The following is a 20442-nucleotide window of genomic DNA, read 5'->3' on the forward strand; positions in this document are numbered from 1 at the left end:
ACTCAGCGGTATCACTCAACCGAGCACCACTCCGAACACCGCGCCGGCCGCAATCGTCGTGACGGCCAAGATGATGGTCGGCAGGAAGAACGAGTGGTCGACGAGCTTGGAGCCGAGCTTCGTGCTGCCCGAGAGGTCGAAGTTCGCAGCTGCGATCTGCGAACCGTTTGTCGGCAACAGATAGACACCGGCAAACGCTCCGGCCCACATGCCGCTCACCAGGCCGGGTGCAATCCCGGCAGCGAGACCGATCGGCACGATGGTCCTCGTCGCGGTCGACTGGCTGGTCGTCAGGACACAGACCAGGAAGACACCGAGCGCGAAGATCCATGGCGCGGCGTTGACCCAGTCGCCGACGGTGCTCGTGATCAGCTCCGAATGTGCACTGATGAACGTGTCCGTCAGCCATGCCAGACCGAACAGCGCGATGGCCGAGACCATGCCGGCACGGAACACCGTCGACGAGGGCACGTCGGCAACGTTCGGGCGGCACACCAGCAGGATCAACGTACCCACGACGAACATCAGCATTTCGATGATCGGTGTCATCCCCATCGGGGAACCGTCGGCGGCTTCGGGGCGAATTCCCTTGAACAGGCCGAAGATCACGATGGCCAGAACGCCGGCCAGGAAGATCAGTGCCGCGTTTCGTCCGGTCTTCGTCGAGACGAGTTCGGTCTTGGACGCTGCACCAGGTCCGGCCAATTCGCCCGACTTCATCTTCGCCTGTATGTCCGGGTCGTCGTCGAGATCCTTACCGAGCCTGTTGACCGCGATGGAGGAGAGGACGATGCCGACGACAGCGGCCGGGAAGGTGATCTTGATGATGTCGATGAGTTCGAAATCGTAAGGCGGCACGTCGGTCAGCGTGACCATCGCCGCCATCGCCGCGGACACCGGACTACACGCCAGCGCCACACCGGTCGAGACAACCGACAGCGACAGCGGCCGTGACGGCCGCACACCGTTCTTGTACGAGACGTCGTAGATGACGGGGAGCAGCGGGTAGAGGATGTTGGACGTACCGGCACCGACCGAGAACAGGAATGACACCAACGGCGCGATCAGCGTGATCTGTTTCGGGCGAGATTCGATCAACTTGGCCGCGATGGTGACCATCCAGTCGATACCACCGGCCGCCTGCATCATCGACGACGCGAGGACAACGGACAGGACGATGAGGAGAGCGTCGACCGGCGGACTGCCGACGTCCTCTCCGAAGACGAACACGAGGACGGCAACACCTGCGCCGCCCCACAGACCGAGAGCGACACCGCTCGATCTGGTACCCATGACAATCGCCCCGAGCACTACCGCCAGCTCGAGGACAATCTTGACTGCTTCCATCAGGCACTCGCCTTCTCGATAACAAGAGAATCGCTATAACAGGGCAAATAGTATGCTCTGCACTTCGGCTGCGGGCACGAACACGCTGTCGGTGGGAAGGGGCAATATGGTGGTCGTGACCAATGTCCTCGGTAGGTTCTCGCCCGCCACACGCGAGTGGTTCGGTGGCGCGTTCAGCGCTCCGACTGCTGCGCAGCTCGGTGCCTGGGAATCCATCGCAAGTGGCTCTCACACACTTGTCGTCGCACCAACCGGCTCCGGCAAGACATTGTCGGCGTTCCTGTGGGCTCTCGATCAACTCGCCGCGAAGGACGAAGGCGAACGCGCCACCAAAGTCCTCTACATTTCGCCACTCAAAGCGCTGGGCGTGGACGTCGAACGGAACCTTCGCGCGCCGCTGGTCGGCATCACACAGACTGCGAAACGTCTGGGCCTCACCCCGCCCGAGATCACCGTCGGTGTTCGTTCCGGCGATACGTCACAGGCCGATCGGCGCTCGTTGATCAAGCGTCCTCCGGACATCCTGATCACGACGCCGGAGTCGTTGTTCCTCATGCTCACCTCCGCTGCCCGGGAAACACTGGTCGGCGTCGACACCGTGATCGTCGACGAGGTTCACGCGGTGGCGGGTACCAAGCGCGGCTCGCACCTTGCGCTCTCTCTGGAACGTCTGGACGGCTTGCTCGAGCGTCCGGCGCAACGCATCGGATTGTCGGCCACTGTCCGTCCCCACGAGGAGATCGGGCGGTTCCTCGCCGGTTCGGCACCGATCCGAATCGTGGCACCGCCTGCCGCCAAGACCTTCGACCTCACGGTCCGTGTCCCCGTCGAGGACATGACCGAATTGGGTATCGCGACGCCCGCCGACGGTTCCGAATCTCCCACCCCGCAAGCCGGTTCGATCTGGCCACACGTCGAGGAACAGATCGTCGACCTCGTGCTCGATCACCGATCGTCCATCGTGTTCGCCAACTCTCGTCGCCTCGCCGAACGATTGACGGCCAGGCTCAACGAGATTCATGCAGAACGCATCGGTCTGGCCGTCGAGAAGACACCTCGCCCGCCCGCGCAGATCGGAGCTCCCACCGAGGTCAACTACGGCGCAGAACCCCTCCTTGCTCGCGCCCACCACGGATCGGTCAGCAAAGACCAGCGAGCCCTCATCGAAGACGATCTCAAATCGGGTCGATTGCGATGCGTCGTCGCCACCAGCAGTCTCGAACTCGGAATCGACATGGGCGCCGTCGACTTGGTCATCCAGGTGGAGGCGCCACCTTCGGTAGCCAGCGGCCTGCAACGTGTCGGTCGCGCCGGCCACCAGGTCGGCGAGATCTCACGAGGCGTCGTCTTCCCCAAACATCGCACCGACCTGATTCACTGCGCGGTGACGGTCGAGCGCATGGTCGAAGGCAAGATCGAGGCGATGGCCGTTCCCGCCAATCCCCTCGACATCCTTGCCCAGCAAACTGTTGCGGCCACTGCACTCGAGCCGATCGACGTCGACGACTGGTTCGAGACGGTGCGCCGAAGCGGTTCCTTTGCAACGCTTCCCCGTTCGGCCTACGAGTCGACTCTGGATCTGCTCGCCGGGCGGTACCCCTCGGACGAGTTCGCCGAATTACGTCCGCGCCTGGTCTGGGATCGCGAGTCCAACACTCTGACGGGCCGCCCGGGTTCGCAGCGCTTGGCAGTCACTTCCGGCGGCGCCATCCCCGACCGCGGCCTCTTCACGGTCTACATGGTCGGTGAGAAAGCATCAAGGGTCGGCGAACTCGACGAAGAAATGGTCTACGAATCCCGGGTCGGCGACGTCTTTGCGCTCGGCGCCACCAGTTGGCGGATCGAGGAGATCACCTTCGATCGGGTTCTGGTCAGCCCCGCCTACGGCATGCCCGGTCGTTTGCCCTTCTGGCACGGCGACGGACTCGGTCGCCCCGCCGAACTCGGACAGGCGTTGGGACAATTCGTTCGAGAGACCGCGCTGGGTAACGAAGCCGACGTCGTCGAGCGTTGTCGCGTGGGCGGGCTCGATCACAACGCCACAACCAATCTGATCCAACTCGTCGGTGAGCAGAAGAATGCCACCGGGCAGGTCCCGTCGGATCGAACATTGGTTGTCGAGCGCTTCCGCGACGAACTCGGCGATTGGCGTCTGGTGCTGCATTCCCCGTACGGCCAACGGGTTCACGCACCGTGGGCCCTCGCCATCGGGGCCCGCTTGCAGGAACGATACGGCGTCGATTCCAGTCCGACGGCCTCCGACGACGGCATCATCATCCGTCTCCCCGACACCGAGAACGAACCTCCCGGCGCCGAACTGTTCACCTTCGACGTCGAGGACATCGAAGATCTGGTCACCCAGGAGGTGGGTGGCTCGGCATTGTTCGCCTCCCGATTCCGCGAATGTGCCGCCCGCGCACTGCTTCTCCCACGCCGCAATCCCGGCAAGCGTGCTCCACTGTGGCAGCAACGTCAGCGGTCGGCGCAACTGCTGGACGTCGCTCGCAAGTTCCCGACATTCCCGATCCTGCTCGAGACCGTGCGTGAGTGCTTGCAGGACGTCTACGACCTGCCGGCACTGAAGGAATTGTTCGGCAAGATCGAACGGCGCCAGATTCGAATAGTCGAAGTGGAGACGCCCTCGCCTTCACCGTTCGCAAGTGCGCTCCTGTTCAACTACGTGGGCGCGTTCATGTACGAGGGCGACAGCCCCCTGGCCGAGCGACGCGCCGCCGCACTGTCGTTGGACTCCACGCTGTTGGCCGAACTCCTCGGCCGCGTCGAACTGCGCGAACTGCTCGACGCCGGAGTGATCGAGCAGGCAGAACGTGAACTGCAACGGCTCGCTCCGGACCGCAAGGCCAAGGACCTCGAGGGCGTCGCCGACCTCCTCCGCATGCTCGGCCCGCTGACCACCGAAGAAGTCACCGAACGCTGTCTCGAAGATCCGGTCTCGTGGCTCGACAAGTTGGTCGCAGACAAACGTGCCCTCCACGTCTCCTATGCGGGCGAGAGCTGGTGGACCGTCGTCGAAGATGCAGCGCGCCTTCGCGATGGACTCGGCGTTCCCCTACCCATCGGGGTTCCGGCCGCGTTCATCGAGCCGGTCGATCAGCCACTCGACGACCTCCTGAGCCGATACGCACGCACCCACGGACCATTCACTCTCACGGATGCGGCTGCACGCTTCGGTATCGGAGTATCCGTCGCGCGTGACGTTCTCGGTCGGCTCGCGCTCGAAAAGCGTGTTCTCGAAGGAGAATTCCGCCCGTCTGCAACTGGGAGCGAATGGTGCGACGCCGAAGTCCTGCGCCGCTTGCGGCGTCGCTCGCTCGCCGCGGCACGGCAAGAGGTCGAGCCGGTCAGTACCGCAACGCTCGGACGTTTCCTTCCCGGTTGGCAGCATGTGGGCGGCACGCTGCGCGGAATCGACGGTGTTGCAACGGTAGTCGATCAACTTGCCGGCGTTCCGATTCCGGCGTCCGCTCTCGAATCGTTGATCCTGCCGAGCCGAGTCGCCGACTACTCCCCCGCGATGTTGGACGAACTCACCTCGACGGGCGAAGTCCTGTGGTCCGGATCCGGAGCAATCTCCGGCAAAGACGGGTGGGTAGTGCTGCACCCCGCCGACCTGGCACCGATCACGCTCAATTCGCCCGCCGACACCGACGTCTCGGAGTTGCAGAAGCGCATCCTCGACCTGCTGTCCGGCGGCGGTGCCTACTTCTTCCGCCAGTTGGTCGACGCGTTGCAAACTACGGAGTCGGCTGCAGGCACGGTCGACAGTGCGGTGACGACGGCACTGTGGGAGTTGGTGTGGCTCGGACACATCGGTAACGACACCGTCGCACCGCTGCGCGCACTTCTCTCGGACACCACCAGAACCACCACAAGTCACCGATCGCCTCGACGTGTTCCTCGTGCCCGTCCGTACCGCGGAATGGCGCGCACTTCAACCCCGGCTCGCACGGGACCGGCAACCGCCTCCGGTCGGTGGTTCCAGCTGCCAGGTATCGAACCTGACCCCACTATCCGGGCGCACGCCACGGCTGATCTGCTGCTCGAACGGTACGGCGTCGTAACCCGCGGTTCTGTGATGAGCGAGAACGTGCCGGGCGGTTTCGCGTTGATCTACAAGGTACTGAGCACGTTCGAGGACAACGGGCGCGCTCGACGCGGATACTTCGTGGACACCCTGGGCGGCGCTCAATTCTCGACGCCTCCCGTGGTCGACCGCTTGCGCACGTTCGGTGATTCCATCGAGGGGCGCCACACCTCCTCGGCTGCAGTCACTCTCGCGGCGTGCGACCCGGCCAATCCATACGGCGCCGCACTGCCGTGGCCGGCGTCGGGGGGCGAAGAGTCACCCGGACACCGACCCGGACGTAAGGCGGGAGCACTGGTCGTTCTGGTGGAGGGCGAGTTGGTTCTGTTCGTCGAGCGCGGCGGTCGCACCATCCTGACATTCACCGACGACGGCGGAACTTTGCGCCTGGCAGCGCTGTCGCTTGCCCAGAAGGTGACTTCTCGCGCTGTCGACAAGTTGGTAGTGGAGAAGGTCGACGGAGAGACCATCCACGGCAACGATTTTGCTCCCGTCCTGGTCGAAGCCGGCTTCGCGGCCACCCCTCGCGGATTTCGGTTGAGGTCATGAGGATTGAGGTCATGATGGTTGCGATCGTGAAGTGCTGGAGCGGCGACCATGCCTGAGGGCGATACCGTGTGGCGGGCCGCCAACGATTTGCGCGCTGCCCTGGCCGAGAAGGTACTCACCACCTGCGATGTCCGCGTTCCTCGCTATGCCACCGTCGATTTATCGGGACATCGTGTGGATTCCGTCGCCAGCCGCGGAAAGCATCTGCTGATCCGCGTGGGCGAAGCGTCAATTCACACGCATCTGAAGATGGAGGGTCAGTGGCAGATTTATCGCCCCGGCGAGCGCTGGCGCAGACCCGCCCATCAAGCGCGCATAATCTTGGCCACCGAAGACTCTGTAGCAGTGGGCTTTTCACTGGGAGTCACCGAGATCCTCGAACTGGGGCAGGAACAGGAGGCCGTCGGGCACCTCGGACCGGACCTGCTCGGGACCGATTGGGACAGTTCCGTGGCCGTCGAGAATCTTCGCGCTGCAGACTCCGTACCGATCGGAATCGCGCTCCTGGATCAGCGCGTGATGGCCGGACTGGGCAACGTGTACCGCAACGAGATCTGCTTCCTACGAGGCATTCACCCGAAGACGCCGACACACCGCGCCGGGAACCTCGACGCGATTGTGGATCTGTCATTCCGCACCATCAACGTCAACAAGTCGCGTCGCATCCGGGTCACCACCGGTGACACCCGCCCAGGTAGGCAAACGTGGGTGTACGGCAGACGCGGAAAACCTTGCCGCCGATGTGGAACCCGCATCAGAGAAGACACCCTCGGACCGGATCAGCTCACCGAGCGAAATATCTTCTTCTGCCCCGCGTGCCAGCCGTTCACGCCTGGTTAGCGTTGATCAGCAGCCGGACGCAATGGCGCACAAATCGCTCGCGCTCGACGACGATCGAGCCGTCCAGATAACCGATGAACAGTGTGAACAACGCCCCGACCAGCCCGACTGCCACCAGCTGCTTGTCCACCGGATCAGCAATCTCGGACAACTGGTCGTACACCAGGTCCACGAACGCCGGCATCGATTCGATACCGCGTCCGCTCAGCACCGGCTCCGAGAGCGGAGCGATCAGAAGCACTCGCCCCATTGCCGGGTCGTCGACCATCAGCTTGACGAAAGCGTCGACCGCAGCGGTGGCGACTGCCTCGGATGTCGTCTCGGACTCCACTGCCGTCGCGAGCGCCGACTGCGCGCGCTCGGCGACAAACGTGTGGACCGCGACAACGTACTGATCGCGATCGGTGAAGCTCTCGTAGAAGTACCGCTCGGTCAGACCAGCGGCCTTGCAGACCGCTCGCACGTTGACGGCCGGACCGTCGACCGCACCGAGCAGTGTCACTCCGACGTCGAACAACGTCGCCTTTCGAGTGGCCCTGCGTTCTTCGATGCTCACAACTTCCCCACTTCGCCGACACTTGTTCTTCAATGCACCCGGTATTCGATCCTTGACTACCGCTGTTGTCGATCCTAATCTGACAACATGCGTAGTCAACTTGGCGACAGCAGCACCCCGGTTCCCCTCGGTCCGGATTCCCTGACCTGGAAGTATTTCGGCGACTGGCGCGGGATGCTCCAAGGTGTCTGGGCAGGTTCGATGCAAAACATGCACCCTGGTCTCGGCGCCGGGGTCGAGGAGCACTCGCAGTTCTTCGACGAGCGCTGGGAACGGCTGTACCGCTCGCTGTATCCCATTGCCGGCGTCGTCTTCGACGGCGATCGCGCGCAGCAGACAGCCGAAGAAGTCCGTGGCTATCACACACGGATCAAGGGCATCGACAAGCTGGGACGCCGGTACCACGCACTTGATCCCGACACCTTCTACTGGGCGCACGCGACATTCTTCATGGGCACCATCGTCACCGCCGAGAACTTCTCCGGTGGCCTGACCGAGGCCCAGAAACGACAACTCTTCACCGAGCACATTCAGTGGTACCGCCTGTACGGGATGAGCATGCGGCCGGTTCCCGAAACCTGGGAGGCATTTCAGGAGTATTGGGACCACATGTGCCGCAACGTACTCGAAGACAACAAAGCGACCCGCGACGTCTTGGATTTGTCGGGGCTGGGAAAGCCCCCGTACATGACGTGGCTACCCGATCCGTTGTGGCGGCTCACGCGGATTCCCCTCGCCCGCGGATTCGTGTGGCTGACAGTGGGCATGTACGACCAACCGGTTCGCGACCTTCTCGGCTACTCGTGGACCAGTCGCGATCAGAAAATTCACAACGCTGTCGGCCGCACCGTCAACGCCGTCTTCCGCCTGGTGCCGTGGCGATACCGGTATCAACCGCGCGCTCGCGCGGGATGGGACCGAGCCAGCGGCAGAATTCCCGCCGGGGCACCACTGGTCCACACACCGGCGCGCAATCTACCGCCGCTCGAGCAGCGAGATAATCCGATGCACTACAGCCCGAGGGTCTGATCTGCCATGCTCTGAACATGGAGTGGGACCTGCGAACACTGCTGAACCGGCCGATCACGTCTCACGGTGCGCCGCTGGGACAAGAACGTGTGGCGGCGAGAACCACCGCGTACATCTACGGCAACATTCTTGTCCTCGCCGCACTCGTCCCGGTGACGAAATCTCAGGAATCACTGGGCGCCGCGATTGTGGTCGGCACGGCATTGTCGACGTACATCGCCCACACATTTGCCGAGAGCGTCGGCGAGAGCATTCGCAACGACCGCCGTCTCACCACCGCGGAGAGAATCGACTCGCTGCGCGATTCTGTCCCGATCCTCACCTCCGCGGTTGTTCCTGTCGCCATTCTCGCGACGGCGTGGTTCAACTTCCTGGAACCACGGACGGCGCAGTTGATCGCGGAAATCGTCTTGATCCTGCGCATCGGATCCACCAGTTACGTGATCAGCCGTCTTCACGGCGAGAAAGTCAGCACGAACACACATCTGGCAGCCTTCGGCCTCGCTGCCGTCGCCACCCTCATAGTCGGCTTGAAGATAGTGCTCACTCATTGACGAGCCACAAGTGCAAATTGCCAGGCCTGAAGGGGTACTGCCGTTACCCGGCTGAGCAGTCACTCCCACCGAACCAGTGGCCGCCGCTACCGTGGACGACATGAGCATCCCGAGCCTGAAACTGAACAACGGCGTCGACATCCCCGCGCTGGGCTTCGGCGTCTACCAGACCCCGCCGGACGAAACTGTCGCCGCAGTCGAGTCCGCGCTTTCGGTGGGTTATCGCCATATCGATACGGCTGCGGCCTACGGCAACGAGAAGGGTGTCGGCGAGGCGATCCGGCGATCCGGTCTCGATCGCGGTGAGATCTTCGTCGAAACGAAAGTCTGGATCACCGACTACGGATACGACGAGACCTTGCACGCCTTCGACAAGAGCGCAGGCAAACTCGGAGTCGAGCAACTTGACCTCCTCATCCTTCACCAGGCGTTGCCGAGCGAGTTCGAGCGCACCATCGACGCATACAAGGCCCTGGAAACACTTCTCGCAGACGGCAAGGTTCGTGCCATCGGAGTCAGTAACTTCATGCCGGATCACCTCACCCGACTATTGGACGCAACGTCCGTAGTGCCGGCGGTCAACCAGATCGAGGTCCATCCATACTTCAGGCAGTCGACCTTGCTCGAGGCCGACGCCGATCACGGCATTCTGTCTCAGGCATGGTCACCGATCGGCGGAATCACGTTCTATCGCGACGGCTCTCACGGCTCAACCCTCGAGGACGCCACCATCGGTGCTATCGCTTCCTCTCACGGCAAGTCTCCCGCACAGGTGATGCTCCGCTGGCACCTCCAGCAGGGCCGCCAGGTGATCCCCAAGTCGGTGACTCCCTCACGCATTGCGGAGAACTTCGACGTGTTCGACTTCGAACTCACCGCCGAAGAACTCTCCGCAATCGACGCACTCGACACCGGAGTTCGCGGTGGTCCCGAACCCGAGGTCATCACTCGCGAGAAGTTCGGAATCGAGATCCCCGAAGCGTGAAAAACCCAGCAGCTCGCGTGGTCTAGCTGGCGCTCCACCCTCCGTCGATGGTGTACGACGCCCCCGTCACCATCGACGCATCGGTCGATGCCAACCAGCCCACCAGCGATGCCACCTCCGCAGGCTCGACCATCCGTTTGATTGCGCTCTCGGTGAGCATCACCTTTTCGACAACCTCGGATTCACTGATTCCGTGAACCTTTGCCTGGTCGGAGATCTGGGATCGCACCAGTGGCGTCAGGACATAGCCCGGATTGACGCAGTTGCTGGTGACACCGTGTGAGGCGCCTTCGAGCGCAACAACTTTCGACAGTCCTTCGAGTCCGTGCTTAGCCGTGACGTATGCACTCTTGAATGCCGAAGCGCGGAGCCCGTGGACCGAGGAAATGTTCACGATGCGACCGAAACTGTTGCGGTACATGTACGGCAGGGCGGCCCGAGCGAGGAGGAATGGCGCTTCGACCATGAGGCGCTGAATCTTCCGGAAGTCCTCGACGTCGAAATCCTCGATAGGACTGACCCGTTGTATGCCGGCGTTGTTGACGAGTATGTCCGTCTCGAGTGACAGATCCACGAGTTGGTCGGTGTCGAGGAGATCGACGGCCCATGCAGTGCCGTCGATCTCCTCGGCCAGCGACTTCGCGGCGACGTCGTCGAGATCGGCGACGGTCACGTGCGCGCCGCGGGCGGCGAGGAGTCGAGCACACGCCTCGCCGATCCCGCTGGCACCACCGGTGACCAGAGCAGACTTTCCGGTCAGCGTCATACAGACACACCGGCCCGCTCGTCGGCGAGAACACGGGCGTCAGCGGCGTCGACGGACTCGAGCGAGATTCCCTTGGTCTCCCGCGCGAAAATGACTGCAACGATGGTGACCAGGGATGCCAGCAGGAGATAGATCGCGATGGGGACCGAGGAGTCGAACTTGCTCAGCAATCCGGTCGCGATGATCGGAGCCAGTGAACCCGCCACGATGGACGTGACCTGATAACCCAGGGAGACACCGGAGTAGCGCATCCGAGTCGGGAACATCTCGGCCATGATCGCGGGTTGGCCTGCGTACATGAACGCGTGGAACACGAGCCCGATGATGATTGCCGACAAGATGACTGCATTGTGCCCGCTGTTCATCATCGGGAAGGCGAAGAATCCCCATGTTCCGGCGGTGACGGCGCCGATCATGTACACCGGGCGTCGACCGATCGTGTCGGACAGTTTGCCTACCAACGGAATCACTGCGAAGTGCACGGCATGTGCCATCAGCATCCACCAGAGGATGTGCGCCGTGTCCGCATGAACGACGACCTTGAGGTAAGTGATCGAGAAGGTCACCACGAGGTAGTACATGACGTTTTCGGCGAAACGCAGCCCCATCGCGGTCAACACTCCGCGCGGGTAACGCTTGACGACCTCGAAAACGCTGTACGAGGTTGCCTTGACCAGTTCTGCTTCCTTCTGCGCCGCAATGAAAATGGGAGCATCGGTGACCTTGGTCCGAACGTAGTACCCGACCAGAACGATCACCGCGGAGAGCCAGAAGGCAACGCGCCAGCCCCAACTCATGAAGGATTCGTCCGAGAGCGTCGACGTCAGGATCAACAGCACGACCGTCGCCACCAGGTTGCCCATCGGCACGCCGGCCTGAGGCCACGACGACCAGAATCCGCGCGATCGATTCGGGCTGTGCTCGGCGACCAGGAGTACCGCCCCACCCCATTCGCCGCCGACCGCGAATCCTTGGATGAAGCGCAGCGTGACCAGCATTGCCGGCGCCCAGTAGCCGATCTGACCGTAGGTAGGCAGGCATCCCATCAAGAACGTTGCGGCGCCGACCAACAGCAAACTGAACTGCAGCAACTGCTTTCGGCCGAATTTGTCTCCGAAGTATCCGAAGACGATTCCGCCGAGTGGCCGGGCGGCGAATCCGACGGCGTAGGTGATGAAAGCCGCGATGATCGCATCCAGCTCGTTGCCGCCGCCCGGGAAGAAGACCTTGCTGAAGACCAGCGTGGCCGCCGTGCCGTACAGAAAGAACTCGTACCACTCGACCACGGTGCCCGCCATCGAGGCGCCGACCACCTTCTTCAGCCCCGATGGTGGGGCTTGGCTCTCGGGCTTCGGCATGTTGTCGACGCTCATCGTGGACTCCCTCGTCTTCAGTTCGCGATTCGCCTGCTCTTCATGATCAGGAATGTGACCGCTCGCACACTTTTTGTGACTCGATGAGTATCAGTGCAGATTGATGGCGCGACAATGACAAATCTCGCACCATATAGGTGCAAAAATGCAGATATGACTCTCGGACCGAGCCCGGACGACCTACTGGTGCTTCTCGCGGTCGGTCGCACCGGTCGCTTCAACACCGCCGCCGACGACCTCGGCCTCAATCACACCACCATCTCGCGCCGCATTTCCTCGCTCGAGAAGTGTCTCGGCGGCCGTGTCCTGGTTCGCTCGTCCGGCGGCTGGGAGCTGACCGACCTGGGCAGACAAGCCCTCAGCGCGGCCGAGCGCATCGAGGCTGCGGTGAACGAACTGGCGCTCGACTCCACCGGTCAGCAGCAACTCGACGGCGTCGTGCGAGTCTCGGCGACCGACGGATTCAGCGCATACATCGCGGCGCCCGCCGGCGCCGCGGTTCGCAGACGCCATCCCCGCGTCAGCGTCGAGATTGTTGTCGCAACCAGAAAGGCGTCGCAGATACGCTCGGGTCTCGACATCGAGGTTGTGGTCGGCAAGCCTCACGTTCACCGCGCCGAAGCAGTCCATCTGGCCGACTACGCGCTGGGTTTGTACGCGTCCCGAGACTATCTACGTCAGAATGCTGTTCCCGAGAGTGCCGCAGATCTGGCCGATCACTCGCTCGTGTACTTCATCGACTCGATGCTGCAGGTCGACGAACTCGATCTGGCTCGCAAGCTCACGGTTTCCATGCGCGAGGCCGTCACGTCCACCAACGTGTTCGTACACATCGAGGCAACGCGCGCGGGTGCCGGCATCGGCCTTCTCCCCTGTTTCATGGCCGAGCAGCACGACGATTTGATTCGCGTTCTACCGGCTCACATCGAGGTGAGACTTTCCTATTGGTTGGTGGCCCGTTCGGAATCCTTGCGACGCCCGGAGGTCGCAGCGGTGGTGACAGCTCTTCGAGAGACGGTGGATCGCAAGCGATCTCAACTCCTCGGTTCTCCCGGAACGAACGAAGCGCTCAGTCCAGAGTCGAACGATGCTGGACGATGACCTTGCGCGCCAATTCGGCGATCTTGACGTTCATGTTTTGTGAGGTTCGCACCAGAATGTCGAAGGCCTCGTCGTCGGACACACGATGCAGTGCCATCAGCAGACCGACGGCCTGACCGATTTCGCGGCTGCTTGCCAGACCACGTCGCAGCGAGTCGGCATCCTCGCCTCGCGTCAGCGCAGTGACGGCCACGGATGCAAATGACGCCAACATGATCGCGTGGTCGGCAACGGTTTCGGTGAAAGCCCCCGGAGTGTCCGAGAAGAGGTTGAGGGCACCGAACTTCTGACGATCGACCATCAGCCGGAACCCCATCGATCCGCGAATGGGTGTCTCTGCCACTACTTTCCGAGCGAACTCGGGCCACTGATTCGGGGTGCGAAGGTCCGACTCGAGTTGCGGCGCCTCCGTATCGAGGGCGTCGATGCACGGCCCCTCACCGGTGGCACGCTCGAGATCGTCTGCATAATCGGCGATCTCGTCGCTCGCCGCTACGGTGACGTTGGTGTTTCCACGTCGCAGCATCAGACTTGCGTGGTCGCAACCGGGAATCAACTCGACAGCCGCCGAACAGATCGCGGAGTACACCTCGGCGCTGTCTGCCGCGGAGTAGAGGATCTCCGCCAACGCCGCGAACACTGCCTTGGGTTCTGTCAGTGCTTGGTCGCGCTCAGCCATCTCCATACACCTCGGGGTCTACCGTTCATCGAATTCTTCATCGAACGGTACAAACCTTACTTACTCGACCTGATGGGGTCGCCGCCGCTCGCCGATTCCCGCCCGTCCGTCCCCTGGAAAGCCTCCGTAGCTGCGCGGTGATGCAGCGCCGTGACCGTGGTGATCTGCTTGGACACCAGGTCGTTGAGTTCGCGGTACTGCTCCTCGGTCTCCCCGGCCGGAATGTCTCGCAGGACCTCCCACATCGCACTCTTGCCGCACAGCGCGGTCCGCATGATCTCGAGAGTTGCCAACTTCACGAGACGGTTGCGCCAGATTGCGTCGACGTGAACGAGGCGTCTGATCCGATTGACCGTCGCGTCGATCTTGGAGTACCGGGGCAGAGATATGCCCTGGGTGTCCTCGATCAGTTGCAGCAGCTGCTCGATCTCGTACTCGAGCTCACGCGGCAACGAGTCCAGCTCACCGTCGGCCCAGACGCCGTACGAGTCCGAGAGTGACCGCGAGAGTTGCAGCCCCACCATCGCTCCGCACAGGTGAGTGACCAGATAGCCGGTAGCTATGTGTTCCTCAGCAGATCGCGACCGATTACCGAACATTGAGATCCTCCTGGGCGACGCTCGACCGGTCTGTGCTGACACGGGTGGTGGTTCGCCATCCGCCTACCCGCGACAGACCGAGAACAAACGACAGGCGACTCAGACCCGATCCGGCACCACGACGACGGGCTCGAGGATCTCGGCCCGCGACTCCGGCGCTGCGGCGCGTAATGCGTCCGCCGACTCGTCGTCCGGCTGGGTCTGAGACTCGATTTCGGCTTCGACACGCGCTCGGTACGTGTCGACCTCGCGTTCGACGGTGGCGGCATCCCAACCGAGAATCGGGGCAACCAATCCGGCGACCTGCTGTGCGCAGTTGACACCACGATGCGGATATTCGATTGCGATACGCGTACGGCGGGCGAGGATGTCGTCGAGGTGCAGTGCCCCCTCGGCCGCGGCGGCGTACACAGCTTCGACCTGAAGGTAATCGGGCGCGTCCGTGATGGGCTGCAACAACTCCGGTGTCTGCCGGCCGAGTTCGAGGACCTCGGTGATGAGCGAACCGTAGCGGTCGAGCAGGTGCTTGACGCGATACGGATGCAAGCCGTACTGCTCGCCCAGTTGCACGGTCTGGTTGATCAACGCGAAGTATCCGTCGGCGCCGACGAGCGGTACCTTCTCCGTGATCGACGACGCAACCCGCGCCGGAATGTCTTCTGCTGCGACGTCGACGGCGTCTTCCGCCATGACCCGATACGTCGTGTACTTTCCGCCGGCGATGGCGACCAGACCTGGAGCCACACGGGCAACGGCGTGCTCGCGCGAGAGCTTCGACGTCTCGTCGCTTTCACCGGCAAGCAGCGGGCGCAGGCCGGCGTACACACCGTCGATGTCGGCGTGCGTCAACGGCGTGACCAGGACGGAGTTCACGTGGCCGAGGATGTAGTCGATATCTGCTTTGGTTGCCGCCGGATGTGCGAGATCCAGGTTCCAGTCGGTATCAGTGGTGCCGATAATCCAGTGACTGCCCCACGGAATGACGAACAGCACCGACTTCTCGGTACGCAGGATGATGGCGGCTTCACTGACGATGCGATCGCGCGGGACGACGATGTGTACGCCCTTCGACGCTCGCACCCGGAACCGTCCGCGCTGACGTGAGAGCGCTTGGATCTCGTCCGTCCAGACACCGGTCGCATTGATGACGACGTGACCCTTGACCTCGGCGGTACGGCCGTCTTCGCAGTCCCGAACACGAACTCCCGAGACCCGATCCGCTTCCCGCAGAAAGCCGACGACCTGCGTCGACGTTCGGACGACCGGGCCGTAGTGTGCAGCGGTCCGTGCGACGGTCATGGTGTGCCGAGCGTCGTCGACGACGGTGTCGTAGTACTGGATGCCACCGGTCAGCGAACTGCGCTTGAGGCTCGGCGACATGCGTAGTGCGCCCGCCCGCGTCAAGTGCTTCTGGGAGGGGACCGACTTTGCGCCGCCCATTCGGTCGTAGAGGAAGATTCCCGCCGCCATGTACGGGCGCTCCCACACTCGGTGAGCCAGAGGGAACAGGAACTTCAGCGGCTTGACCAGGTGCGGAGCGAGCGTGGTCAGCGAGAGTTCGCGCTCACGCAATGCTTCACGAACGAGGCCGAATTCGAGTTGCTCTAGATAGCGGAGACCGCCGTGGAACATCTTCGACGAGCGACTGGACGTGCCGGATGCGTAGTCACGGGCCTCGACCAACGCAACCTTGAGTCCGCGGGTGGCCGCATCGAGCGCAGCCCCGACACCGACAACACCGCCGCCGACAACGACGACGTCGAATTGCTCGGTCTGAAGCTGTTCCCAAGCAGCTTCACGCTGCTGCGGGCCGAGAAACTGCGCACCTTGCTGCTTACTCAACCCGGTCTCCTGTAAGTCGACGACGAATCCGTTTACAGGCTAGTAGCTTGATCCACATACTGCGACAGCGCACGGATAACTGCGAACGCGCCCGAACATAGGAGCACAGTGAATCAATACATCGCCGCCATCGACCAAGGCACGACGTCGAGCCGCTGCATGATCTTCGATCACGACGGCGCCGTGGTGAGCGTTGCGCAGAAAGAACACGAGCAGATTTTCCCGCGTGCCGGTTGGGTCGAGCACGACCCGGTTGCGCTGTGGATCAACACCCGGGAGGTGGTGGCCGGCGCTCTCGCGAAGGTCGACCTCACGTGGGCCGACATCGCGGCCGTCGGAATCACGAATCAGCGTGAGACGACCGTCGTTTGGGAGCGTTCGACGGGCAAGCCGATCTACAACGCGATCGTGTGGCAGGACACGCGCACGGATCAACTGTGTGTCGAACTGGGCGGCGACGAGGGTCCGGACAAGTACCGAGACAAGACCGGGCTGCCGCTCTCGACCTACTTCGCCGGGCCGAAGATCCGGTGGATTCTCGACAACGTGGACGGCGCGAGAGCCAAAGCGGAGGCCGGAGAATTGTGCTTCGGCACCGTCGACACGTGGATCGTATGGAACCTGACCGACGGTGTTCACGTGACAGATGTCACCAATGCGTCACGCACGATGCTGATGGATCTCGAGACCCTTCAGTGGGACGAATCGATCTGCGCGGACTTCGGAATCCCGATGTCGATGCTCCCGGAAATCCGGAGTTCGTCCGAGGTCTACGGCACCGGCCGTCCTCGCGGCAATCTCGCCGGTGTGCCGGTCGCCGGAATCCTCGGTGACCAGCAGGCAGCCACATTCGGCCAGGCCTGCCTCTCCGAGGGTGAAGCCAAGAACACCTACGGCACCGGCAATTTCATGCTTCTCAACACCGGAACGAAGCCGGTGCACAGCAAGCACGGACTGCTGACGACCGTCTGCTACAAACTCGGCGAAGCCCCTGCCGTCTACGCACTCGAAGGTTCCGTCGCGGTGACCGGCTCCTTGGTCCAGTGGCTTCGGGACAATCTCGGAATCATTCAGAACGCCAAGGACATCGAGCCGCTCGCCGCGAGTGTCGACGACAACGGCGGCGCCTACTTCGTACCCGCGTTCTCCGGACTGTTCGCACCCCGGTGGCGACCGGATGCACGCGGCGTGATCGTCGGCCTGACGCGGTTCGTCAACAAGGGACACCTGGCTCGCGCGGCGCTCGAGGCGACGGCATACCAAACCCGTGAGGTCATCGACGCCATGCGTGCGGATTCGGGAGTCGAACTGTCCGCGCTGAAGGTCGACGGCGGCATGGTGGTCAACGAAACCCTGATGCAGTTCCAGTCGGACATCCTCGGAGTTCCCGTCATCCGCCCGGTGGTCAACGAAACGACAGCACTCGGCGCTGCGTATGCAGCGGGCCTCGCCATCGGTTACTGGGCCGACACCGAAGACATCCGCAACAACTGGGCCGTCGGCCAAACCTGGGAACCGGCGATGGACGAGTCCGAAAGGTCACGGCTGTACGCGGAGTGGAACAAGGCCGTCGAGCGGACGTACAACTGGTCCGAGTAATCACCCCGATCCTTCCATACCGGAAGAGCTGATCATGGTCGCCTATTGATACTCCTGAGGTATCAATAGGCGACTAAGTTGGTATTGGACGTGACCTACACCACTCTGCGAATCTCATTCAGGCGCGCCACGTTTCGGCGCCGCGAATGTTGCAGAGAAAGGTCGCCACGCATGAGTTCACCCACTCGCAGTTCCGAGGAGATCAACGCCAAGGCACGAAGAGCCGGTATCGCTTCATTCATCGGAACCACCATCGAGTGGTACGACTTCTATATCTACGGCACCGCGGCTGCCCTGGTATTCGGCGAGATCTTCTTCTCCGACACGCTGCCGAACGGAGTCGGCACGCTCCTCGCCTTCATCACCCTGTGGGCAGGGTTCCTCGCCAGGCCGATCGGCGGGATCATCTTCGGTCATCTCGGAGACCGGATCGGGCGCAAGAACACTCTGGTCATCACCTTGATGATGATGGGCGTCGCCACTGTCGGGATCGGACTCCTCCCCACCTACGCGCAGGTCGGCATGTGGGCCCCGATCGGTCTGGTCACCCTTCGCGTGATCCAAGGAATTGCGGTCGGTGGTGAGTGGGGTGGCGCGGTACTCATCGCCAGCGAGAACGCGCCGAAGGGCAAGAGCATCCTCTACTCCGCGTTCGCTCAGCAGGGCTCCCCCGCGGGAAATCTGTTGGCAACCATCGCATTCTTCCTGCTGTCCTCGATGCCGACGCCGTCATTCCTTCTCTACGGCTGGCGAATCCCTTTTCTCGTTTCGGCAGGCCTGGTCATCCTCGGCATGATCATTCGCCTGAAACTCGAAGAGTCCGACGAGATGAAGGCCGTTCTCGCCCGCAAGAAGGTCGTCAAACTTCCGCTCGCCGAAGTATTGCGCAAGCATTGGGTGCTGGTTCTCCTCGGCGCCGGCGCACTCCCCCTCGCCCAGGTCACCTATTTCAAGAACACCTTCGCATTGTCCTGGGCTACAAAAGAACTCGGATACGACCGCGGCACATTCCTCGCCGCTATCGCGATCGCACTTGTCGTGCAGTTCATCGTCCAACCGTTCGGGGCCGTTCTGGTTTCCAAGATAGACATGCGGAAGGCCATGTGCCTGATGGTGATACCGGAGTTCGTTCTCATGCCCGCGATGTTCTTTGCCATCAGAACCGGGAACTTCACCATCGCAGTCGTTGCGATGTGTCTCGCCACGATCCCGCACTCGATGTTCTACGGCGCCATCGCCGGCGTTCTCGCTCGCGCCTTCCCTGCGAACATCCGTTACACGGGTCTGTCGACGGCGTATCAACTGTGTTCCCTTGTCGTCGGCGGCGGAACTCCGGTACTGGCGCAGTGGATGCTCAACACGTCAGGCAACATCGTCGGGGTCGCGATCGTGTCCGGACTGTACGCACTTGTCTCGCTGATCTGCACCCTTCTCCTGCTCCGACGTACCGGCTACAACGCAAGCGAACTCTCGACGGCCGAGCAAGCGGATTACGACGAGCTCGAACTCGAGAACGCTCTTGCCGATACTGCAAACTCGCCGAAGTCCGAAGCGGGTGAAATTCCTACCGGTCGGGCAACCGTCTAAGCCAGGGACGGCAGCGCCTGCTCGGACAATTTCAACACTTCGAGAAGAGCAGGTCTGTCGTCTCCATCTCGCCAGGCGATACGCAGTTGAAGGGGAGGAGGTGGATCCATGACGGGAACAAAGACAACATCAGGGTTCACGATGCTTTGGGCCACCGACGAAATAGTCAACGAGCATCCGATTTCCGCGGACACCAGCGCGATCAACGACATCGAATCCGGTGCCGTCTGCACGATTCGAGCCAGGAACCCTGCGTTCTTCGACGCAGTGAGCAGAGACTCCCGCAGAATCGAACCCGGCTCCGCCGGAAGCGTCACCCAATTCTCGGACTCCAATTCGATCAACCGAACCGATTCCCTCGACGCCATCGGATGGTCTTTCGACATGGCAACCAGAAAGTTCTCCTCGGCGATCAATCTCGACGTGATCCCGAGCGGCGGGACGGTCCACCGGACCATCCCGATGTCGAGGCGTCGATCGAGCAACATCAACAACGCCTCGTTCGCGAAAGCGGAACTGTCGAGTACAAATTCGATACCGGGATTCGTCTTTCTCACCAATTTCGCCCACCGCCCGACGAGCAGGTGCGACGAGGTTCCCGCGAAGCCCAGGCGAACGCGACCTGTCGTTCCCTGGCCTGCCGCGGATACCGCGATCTCGGCCATCCGGCACGCGTCCAGAATTTCGCGCGCCGGAAGCAGCAGTGCTTCACCGGCAGCAGTCAACCGCACAGTTCGAGTACTTCGATCGAACAACGGCGAACCAAGCTGTTTCTCGAATTGCCTGATCGTTCGACTCAGCGGCGGTTGCGCAATCCGAAGGCGCTGAGCCGCACGGCCGAAATGTAGCTCCTCAGCCACCGCGAGAAATGCGTTGATCTGATGAATTTCCACCCGACATTGTTGCGCCACACCGGCCGACCATGTCAAGT

General features: G+C 62.3%; 16 protein-coding genes. 8 read left to right on the plus strand and 8 right to left on the minus strand.

What is annotated here, in order from left to right:
- Nucleotides 1-15: 15 nt before the first annotated feature.
- Nucleotides 16-1347, minus strand: coding sequence for an anaerobic C4-dicarboxylate transporter family protein (locus EEB12_RS05140; RefSeq protein ID WP_020907057.1), 1332 nt, complete (start codon nucleotides 1345-1347; stop codon nucleotides 16-18).
- A gap of 106 nt (nucleotides 1348-1453) precedes the next feature.
- Between EEB12_RS05140 and EEB12_RS05145 the strand changes: the two genes are divergently transcribed.
- Both EEB12_RS05145 and EEB12_RS05150 read left to right on the plus strand, forming a co-directional pair.
- Nucleotides 1454-6001: an ATP-dependent helicase gene (locus EEB12_RS05145; protein ID WP_141487472.1), complete on the plus strand. Its 4548-nt coding sequence runs from the start codon at nucleotides 1454-1456 to the stop codon at nucleotides 5999-6001.
- 48 nt (nucleotides 6002-6049) lie between these two features.
- Nucleotides 6050-6841: a DNA-formamidopyrimidine glycosylase family protein gene (locus EEB12_RS05150; protein WP_141487473.1), complete on the plus strand. Its 792-nt coding sequence runs from the start codon at nucleotides 6050-6052 to the stop codon at nucleotides 6839-6841.
- Here EEB12_RS05150 and EEB12_RS05155 read toward each other — a convergent pair.
- Nucleotides 6828-7397, minus strand: a complete 570-nt coding sequence (locus EEB12_RS05155) for a TetR/AcrR family transcriptional regulator (RefSeq protein ID WP_019747721.1) — start codon at nucleotides 7395-7397, stop codon at nucleotides 6828-6830. The genes EEB12_RS05150 and EEB12_RS05155 overlap by 14 nt on opposite strands.
- Before the next feature lie 87 nt (nucleotides 7398-7484).
- Here EEB12_RS05155 and EEB12_RS05160 point away from each other — a divergent pair, with 87 nt between their 5' ends.
- The 3 genes from EEB12_RS05160 (at nucleotide 7485) to EEB12_RS05170 (ending at nucleotide 9965) form a co-directional block, all read left to right on the plus strand.
- Nucleotides 7485-8426 carry an oxygenase MpaB family protein gene (locus EEB12_RS05160; protein ID WP_019747720.1) on the plus strand — a complete coding sequence of 314 codons (942 nt, stop codon included), beginning with the start codon at nucleotides 7485-7487 and terminating at the stop codon, nucleotides 8424-8426.
- Nucleotides 8427-8443: 17 nt separating this feature from the next.
- The gene (locus EEB12_RS05165; protein WP_019747719.1) at nucleotides 8444-8980 is read left to right on the plus strand and encodes a hypothetical protein; all 537 of its coding nucleotides are present in this window, start codon (nucleotides 8444-8446) and stop codon (nucleotides 8978-8980) included.
- A 100-nt stretch (nucleotides 8981-9080) separates the two neighbouring features.
- Entirely contained in the window at nucleotides 9081-9965 is an 885-nt protein-coding gene (locus EEB12_RS05170; protein ID WP_029537905.1) for an aldo/keto reductase, read from the plus strand.
- A gap of 22 nt (nucleotides 9966-9987) precedes the next feature.
- On the opposite strand, the gene EEB12_RS05175 is transcribed toward EEB12_RS05170, so the two are convergent.
- Complete coding sequence (locus EEB12_RS05175) at nucleotides 9988-10731, minus strand: 3-hydroxybutyrate dehydrogenase (protein WP_060938853.1); 744 nt, start codon at nucleotides 10729-10731, stop codon at nucleotides 9988-9990.
- Entirely contained in the window at nucleotides 10728-12104 is a 1377-nt protein-coding gene (locus EEB12_RS05180) for an MFS transporter (protein ID WP_020969173.1), read from the minus strand. The genes EEB12_RS05175 and EEB12_RS05180 overlap by 4 nt, the downstream gene beginning before the upstream one ends.
- Nucleotides 12105-12257: 153 nt before the next feature.
- Between EEB12_RS05180 and EEB12_RS05185 the strand changes: the two genes are divergently transcribed.
- On the plus strand, nucleotides 12258-13205 hold the full coding sequence (locus tag EEB12_RS05185; protein WP_099697328.1) for a LysR family transcriptional regulator: 948 nt from the start codon (nucleotides 12258-12260) through the stop codon (nucleotides 13203-13205).
- On the opposite strand, the gene EEB12_RS05190 is transcribed toward EEB12_RS05185, so the two are convergent.
- From EEB12_RS05190 to EEB12_RS05200, 3 genes are all read right to left on the minus strand, one after another.
- Complete coding sequence (locus EEB12_RS05190) at nucleotides 13174-13890, minus strand: GAF and ANTAR domain-containing protein (protein WP_019747714.1); 717 nt, start codon at nucleotides 13888-13890, stop codon at nucleotides 13174-13176. The genes EEB12_RS05185 and EEB12_RS05190 overlap by 32 nt on opposite strands.
- A gap of 50 nt (nucleotides 13891-13940) precedes the next feature.
- Nucleotides 13941-14483, minus strand: coding sequence for a hypothetical protein (locus tag EEB12_RS05195; RefSeq protein ID WP_097387555.1), 543 nt, complete (start codon nucleotides 14481-14483; stop codon nucleotides 13941-13943).
- Between the two features lie 99 nt (nucleotides 14484-14582).
- On the minus strand, nucleotides 14583-16325 hold the full coding sequence (locus EEB12_RS05200) for a glycerol-3-phosphate dehydrogenase/oxidase (RefSeq protein WP_141487474.1): 1743 nt from the start codon (nucleotides 16323-16325) through the stop codon (nucleotides 14583-14585).
- A gap of 108 nt (nucleotides 16326-16433) precedes the next feature.
- On the opposite strand from EEB12_RS05200, the gene glpK reads away from it, so the two are divergent.
- Both glpK and EEB12_RS05210 read left to right on the plus strand, forming a co-directional pair.
- Nucleotides 16434-17924: a glycerol kinase GlpK gene (gene glpK, locus EEB12_RS05205; RefSeq protein WP_141487475.1), complete on the plus strand. Its 1491-nt coding sequence runs from the start codon at nucleotides 16434-16436 to the stop codon at nucleotides 17922-17924.
- A gap of 171 nt (nucleotides 17925-18095) precedes the next feature.
- Nucleotides 18096-19511 (plus strand): MFS transporter, encoded by a 1416-nt coding sequence (locus tag EEB12_RS05210; RefSeq protein ID WP_019747710.1) that lies wholly within the window; start codon nucleotides 18096-18098, stop codon nucleotides 19509-19511.
- Here the strand turns inward: EEB12_RS05210 and EEB12_RS05215 are convergent.
- Nucleotides 19508-20404: a LysR substrate-binding domain-containing protein gene (locus tag EEB12_RS05215; protein ID WP_029537902.1), complete on the minus strand. Its 897-nt coding sequence runs from the start codon at nucleotides 20402-20404 to the stop codon at nucleotides 19508-19510. The genes EEB12_RS05210 and EEB12_RS05215 overlap by 4 nt on opposite strands.
- Nucleotides 20405-20442: the final 38 nt, after the last annotated feature.

This window comes from Rhodococcus sp. WS1, from assembly GCF_003797745.1.
GTDB lineage: Bacteria > Actinomycetota > Actinomycetes > Mycobacteriales > Mycobacteriaceae > Rhodococcus_F > Rhodococcus_F erythropolis.

Excerpts from the sequence above, each read along its gene's own strand:
- EEB12_RS05175 (WP_060938853.1), bottom strand. The coding sequence starts at position 10,731 with ATGACGCTGACCGGAAAGTCTGCTCTGGTCACCGGTGGTGCCAGCGGG.
- EEB12_RS05170 (WP_029537905.1), top strand. The coding sequence starts at position 9,081 with ATGAGCATCCCGAGCCTGAAACTGAACAACGGCGTCGACATCCCCGCG.
- EEB12_RS05150 (WP_141487473.1), top strand. The coding sequence starts at position 6,050 with ATGCCTGAGGGCGATACCGTGTGGCGGGCCGCCAACGATTTGCGCGCT.
- EEB12_RS05190 (WP_019747714.1), bottom strand. The coding sequence starts at position 13,890 with ATGGAGATGGCTGAGCGCGACCAAGCACTGACAGAACCCAAGGCAGTG.
- EEB12_RS05145 (WP_141487472.1), top strand. The coding sequence starts at position 1,454 with ATGGTGGTCGTGACCAATGTCCTCGGTAGGTTCTCGCCCGCCACACGC.
- EEB12_RS05195 (WP_097387555.1), bottom strand. The coding sequence starts at position 14,483 with ATGTTCGGTAATCGGTCGCGATCTGCTGAGGAACACATAGCTACCGGC.
- EEB12_RS05210 (WP_019747710.1), top strand. The coding sequence starts at position 18,096 with ATGAGTTCACCCACTCGCAGTTCCGAGGAGATCAACGCCAAGGCACGA.
- EEB12_RS05160 (WP_019747720.1), top strand. The coding sequence starts at position 7,485 with ATGCGTAGTCAACTTGGCGACAGCAGCACCCCGGTTCCCCTCGGTCCG.
- EEB12_RS05140 (WP_020907057.1), bottom strand. The coding sequence starts at position 1,347 with ATGGAAGCAGTCAAGATTGTCCTCGAGCTGGCGGTAGTGCTCGGGGCG.
- EEB12_RS05165 (WP_019747719.1), top strand. The coding sequence starts at position 8,444 with ATGGAGTGGGACCTGCGAACACTGCTGAACCGGCCGATCACGTCTCAC.
- EEB12_RS05180 (WP_020969173.1), bottom strand. The coding sequence starts at position 12,104 with ATGAGCGTCGACAACATGCCGAAGCCCGAGAGCCAAGCCCCACCATCG.
- EEB12_RS05185 (WP_099697328.1), top strand. The coding sequence starts at position 12,258 with ATGACTCTCGGACCGAGCCCGGACGACCTACTGGTGCTTCTCGCGGTC.